This is a genomic window from Streptomyces sp. NPDC054842, assembly GCF_053611025.1.
Map to the genome: position 1 here is coordinate 1 of NZ_JBSGZN010000098.1, position 5,075 is coordinate 5,075.

At 70.5% G+C, this 5,075-nt stretch carries 3 protein-coding genes and 1 tRNA gene; all 4 read right to left on the reverse strand.

From position 1 onward, the window contains the following. Positions 1-191 precede the first annotated feature (191 nt). The gene (locus tag ACWGIS_RS36170; protein WP_453366762.1) at positions 192-1,457 is read right to left on the reverse strand and encodes a CHAP domain-containing protein; all 1,266 of its coding nucleotides are present in this window, start codon (positions 1,455-1,457) and stop codon (positions 192-194) included. Between the two features lie 929 nt (positions 1,458-2,386). Then, positions 2,387-2,608, reverse strand: a complete 222-nt coding sequence (locus ACWGIS_RS36175) for a hypothetical protein (RefSeq protein WP_453366763.1) — start codon at positions 2,606-2,608, stop codon at positions 2,387-2,389. Positions 2,609-3,198: 590 nt separating this feature from the next. Next, the gene (locus tag ACWGIS_RS36180) at positions 3,199-3,486 is read right to left on the reverse strand and encodes a hypothetical protein (protein ID WP_453366764.1); all 288 of its coding nucleotides are present in this window, start codon (positions 3,484-3,486) and stop codon (positions 3,199-3,201) included. Between the two features lie 999 nt (positions 3,487-4,485). Beyond that, positions 4,486-4,559: transfer RNA gene (locus ACWGIS_RS36185), tRNA-Gly, on the reverse strand. Positions 4,560-5,075 lie beyond the last annotated feature (516 nt).

The following is a 5,075-nucleotide window of genomic DNA, read 5'->3' on the forward strand; positions in this document are numbered from 1 at the left end:
GCGCGGGGCCGGCCCCACCCCCCCGCCGGCGGGGCCCCGCCCGGCCCCCCCCCCCCCCGGGGTTGGCCTGCGGCCGCCCCCCCCCCGCCGGGGGTGGTGCCCCCCCGGGGGGCGCCCACGACCGCATTCCGCCGCCGCAACGCGAAGAGGTGGCGCCCCTCGCCCGGGGCGCCACCTCTTCTCGTGTCCGCTCAGTCCACGGGGGAGATGAAGCCCGCGATGTCACCGGCGTTGAGCGGGTTGTTGTTGGTCTTCCAGTTGTACGTGGTCTTCTTCACCATGTCGCTCTCGTTGCCGCCGACGGTGGTGACGTAGTCGCCGCTGACCGCGACCACCAGGTTGACGTGGTCGGCGTCCCCGCCGCCGTGGTAGCCGTAGACGACGGCGTCGCCGACCTTCGGGGTGCTGTGCAGGGTGCCGTTGTTCTGGCCGTAGGTGTAGAGGCTGCCGGCCTCCGGGGTGACGCCGGTGGTCTTCACGCCGACGTTGGCCCACACGTAGCGCACGAACTCCGCGCACCAGGCGTTGTTGTAGTGGAAGTCGAAGTCGTAGAAGTTCTTGCCGACCTGGGCGTTGGCCACCTTGGCGATCTTCTCGCCGGTGGTGGCGGTGGGCGCCGGGGGCACGTAGGCGCAGTTGTTCGCGTAGGCCGACAGCAGGGTCTGGGTCCAACCGGAGGCGTCCACCGGGTCGTTGGGGTGGTAGGCGATGTCGGAGCCGTCGCCGTCCGTCGGGTCGACGTCGTGGTACCAGTACATGCCGCCGCTCGTACGGCCGTAGTAGAGGCCCCCGCCGGGGGAGGTGAGCGAGTCGACCGCGGACCAGCCGTCGCTCTTGAGCGTGGCGCGCGTCCAGTCGTTCACGCCGTCGATCTTGTAGCTGTACAGCTGGCCGCCGGAGGTGGAGGCGATGATGCGGTCGTCTCCTGCCGCGGCGAGCGTCTTGAGGACGAAGCCCGTGTCGATGACCACGTGCTGGCCTATGTGCGCGGAGCCCGAGGGCTTGGCCTGGGACACGAGGTACTGGTGGAGCTGGCCGTCGACCGTGCCGTAGAGGTGGCCGGCGCCGTCGTACACCATCTTGTCGAAGGTCCAGCCGCCGTCCCAGATCTTCACGACGCCGGCCAGGGTCAGCGAGGTGTTGTTCGTCTGGACGTCGACCCGGTACAGGTCGCCGGTGGTCGAGGTGACCAGGACGGTGTTGAAGTTGAGGGTCGCCATCGCCTTCGGCGTGAAGCCGAGGTCCGGGCCGGTCAGCGTCTTCACGCGGTCGCCGGTGTTCGGCTCGATCTGCGTGTAGGTCAGCCGGCCGTCCGAGAGCGTGCCGTAGATCGACACGTCACCGGTGCAGGAGGCGGCGGCGTGCGCAACCTCGCCGGTGACGGTGACCAGTCCGAGGGACATCGCCCCGACCGCGAGGGCGGCGGAGGCACGGCGGACGGCGTTGCTCAGCTTCATGTTCTCTCCTGCGGCACGGAAGTCGAGCGGGCGGACCGCATCCCTGACCCGGACAGCTGCCCTGCAGGTGCAGCTGTGAGGGTCGCGACGGGTGTGGCGCCCGGTGGCAGAAGCCACTTTCGCCGCAGGTCAGGGCAGGGGGAAGGCGATCAGCGTGGACGCAAGAGTCCCTGGCCGGTTGCGTCCTGGGGCCCCGAGGGAGCGCACGAGGACGTACGCGGGCACGGGGCGGCGGCGGGACTGGAGCCGGGGCGGGGCGGGCCACCGGCACGGGGCGTGGGACAGCCCGGGCGGGAGGGAGGGGAGCCTGTGCGCCCGGGGACGCGGGAGGGTGCGCCCGTACGCCCGGGGACGCGGGAGGGTACGCCGCCGTGCTCGGCGGGTGAGCGGGATGCGGGCGCCGGGGATGTTCACGGCGCGACTACTCGACGACCCGGTTCACGTGGCTACCTGGCCCGACGTCCGTGGAGGCGTGGGCGGAGCGAGCACGGGCACGGTGAGCGGACGCCGAAGGTCACCGCGGCGCGAAGTCACGCACCCCGGTCCGGCCGGGAACTTGGCCGCCGCGGTCGGGCGCTACGGCTGACGCGGAGGCCGCGCGAACCACGACACCCCCAGGTACACGACCTGGGGGTGTCTCAGGCACCGGGCCGGGGGTCGGCCCCGGCCGCGGACTGGATGATCAGTGCCCATGGGGCGCGCCCGTACCCGGACCGGATGCGTACGCATCGTCGGACAGGACGGACTCGTCCTCCCCGAAGTCGGGCGGAGCCTGGAAGGGATTCGTCGCCGGGGCCGGCGACGCCGCGGCGGAACCGCGAGGTGCTCCCTCCGGAGCGGAGAACAGCGAGTTGAGGTCGACGGTGGGTCTCCCATTCGGACAGGGACAAGCAGGAGGCCGGCGTGCCGTGAACGGGCACGGGGCGGTCCTACAGCTTGCTCATCTTGGAGTACGGGCTCATGATCCGCTTCTGTACGGAACCGAAGTCGACGAGCACCGCGATTCCGTCCTCGATGCCGATCACCTGGCCGAGGCCGTACATGTCGTGCGTGACCCGGTCGCCTACGGCGAACTCGCTCGGAGGCGGCGTGACCGGGGCCTTGAAGGGACTGGTAGGCAGATAGCGCTTCGGTGCGGCTGGCTTAGTCATTGACTCCAGTATGCGCCTGCCCGAATCCGGCCGCTGCGGCCCGCGCGTCCGATACCCGCCAAAGAGCCAACCCGAGGGCAGCACTTCGCAAGATCCAACAAGGCTCGCCGGGACCGGACGGGACGGCGGAGCGGGGGTCGGGCGCGCTCCTCGGATACGCGGTGACCTGCGGATGGGAGCTGCGCGGGGTCCCCTCGCGGGATCCCCGGCCGGGTCCCGCCCCGACGTGTTACGCAGGTCACGGGCCGTTTGAAGTCTTTTCTACGCGGTCGCCCGCGGACGTACGGACGCGGTAGCCCGGCCATCCCTGCTGGATACGCCTGCCTGCCCTGCGGTAACCCCCGCTGGGCGCCGACTCGGGACGGACGCCCCGGCCGGCACCCGAATCCGGTGTCCGGAAATCCGAGCCGCCCGACTCCAAGCGCGCCGAAATCGGCAGCCCCGGACGACCTCAGCCCCCAGAGGTCGGGGACGAACTGAGGGGTCCGCCGACAACCTCACGCGCACGTCCAGCGCACGGAAGAGGTGACGACACAGGCGACGAGGGCGCCGGTACGGAGTCCGACGCGCCAGGGCACCGCCTGGGATGCCTAGGCCGAGTCGGCCCCCGCGCCCAGCTCCGGGGGCCGGGGCTTACGCGCCAGGCTCAGGAGGCCGACGCCGAGCGACAGGACCGCGGACCCGTACCGGGGGTCCACCCACAGCCCGGTCAGGGAACCGGCGCACACCCCGAACCCGGCCACCGCCCACCACCGCGGCCGGGGCAGCTTCTCGAGGCCCAGAACGGAGACCGGGACCCGCCCGGCAGCCAGCGTCCAGACGGCCACAGCGAACGCCCCGCCCACGCAGACGGTCAGAACGACCTTCACGACGAACACGGACTTCCCCCACTCCCCGGCGACCGCGCAACCATAGCGGCGGCTTGGGCGGGCGGTGGCTCAACGACCGGCAGCTCTCGCCCGCCCCGGCTTCGGACCGACGGGGGTGCCGGGTCAGAACTGCGCACGGTCGTCCGGGCGGGGAGCTCAGCCGTTGCACGGTGCCTTGTTGGGAGCGCGAGCATCGCATGCTGGGTTCACGCGTTGCGTCCGTACCTGCCAGATCGCGAGGCCTGAGGCAATCGACGCCGTGACGAGGGTGAGCTGATTTCGGCCGGCCAGCTCCACCGGTACAGCTGGAGGCACCTGGAGGACGAGCACGGCGGCCTGACAGACCAAGCGATCGACCCTGAAGAGGATCTGCTGGAGGCCCTCCCGGCCGAGGAGTTCCAGCGGGTGTGGACGCGGTGATCACGCCGGACAAAACCACTTCAGGAGAGCGGGAGGGCGGGACTACATCTGGCCTGCACAGAAGCTGCGGGAGCTGATCGACACCCCAAAGCCCGAACACGCCCCTCGATCCCCGAGGTTAGCCGCACGATCTGGCACGGATGTAACGGTCCTCGCCGCCGTCTGTCAGTGCCTCGGGATAGCGTCCACCTGCGCGCGGTCGGCTTCCGAGGATTCCAGCTCTGTAGTGCAGCTGCATCCCTGGCTCTGTCCGGGGGCGGCCCGGTGCAAGTCCGGGACCCAACCGACGGCCAGGCTCCGCCGATGGCCAAGAGTGCCCTGCCAGCGCCGGCCGCGCGCGAACGTTCCTAGTCTGTCCGCACGCGGCAACGGCCCGCTCGGATTGTCCCCCGCGACGAAATGATCAACGGTAAGCCGCGCAAGCAGTTCCTGCGCTCGGCGTTTAGGGAACGCGGGCTGGCCCCCGTACTGCCTCTCGTCAGCCAGCCGAGCGGTACTGCTGGCCGAAGTGGTGCGGATGTGGTGCGCGCCCCGCTCACCGGTCCGGACGACAAAGAACCCCCGGGTCATCGACCTGGGGGTTTCGCGTGGAGCGGGTGACGAGAATCGAACTCGCGCTCTCAGCTTGGGAAGCTGATGTTCTACCATTAAACTACACCCGCGTAAGACGCCGGTTGAGCCGGTGTCGAATGCCCGCTCACTCTACCTCATGCCAGGCCCCCGGCGCCGAAGCCGCGGGGCCTCGTGGCGTTTCAGGGCGTGGATGTCGCTGCGGGCGGGCCGAGTTGGGGCGTACGGTGCAGGCGAGGAAGAGGGTCTGGGCGGGTCCGGAGTGCCGCCTGTCGGCCCGTCTCTTTCATCCCGTAATGTGGCTTTCGTCGTCAGCCAGACGCGGCTCTTGGGGAAGGGACTCTGAGGACTTGATGGAGCGCACCGTCGTCCGTTGTGCCGAGGGGCACGTGTTCAGCACCGCTTCGTTGCCGATGCAGCAGGCCGAGCGGCTCGGCCCCGGCCGGTTGATCCGGTGTCCGCGATGTGCGCGGCTCCGGAACGTCGTACCGGTAGCACTGCAGAAGCAGTAACCCGCGTATCCCGTCAGCGCGGAGATACACACGCAGCGGCGCCCGCGCCGCGGAGAGCGGAACAGACAGGCGCGCGGACCGGCCACGATTGTGGCC

Coding starts and splice junctions, on each gene's coding strand:
- ACWGIS_RS36170 (WP_453366762.1), bottom strand. CDS start 1,457: ATGAAGCTGAGCAACGCCGTCCGCCGTGCCTCCGCCGCCCTCGCGGTC.
- ACWGIS_RS36175 (WP_453366763.1), bottom strand. CDS start 2,608: ATGACTAAGCCAGCCGCACCGAAGCGCTATCTGCCTACCAGTCCCTTC.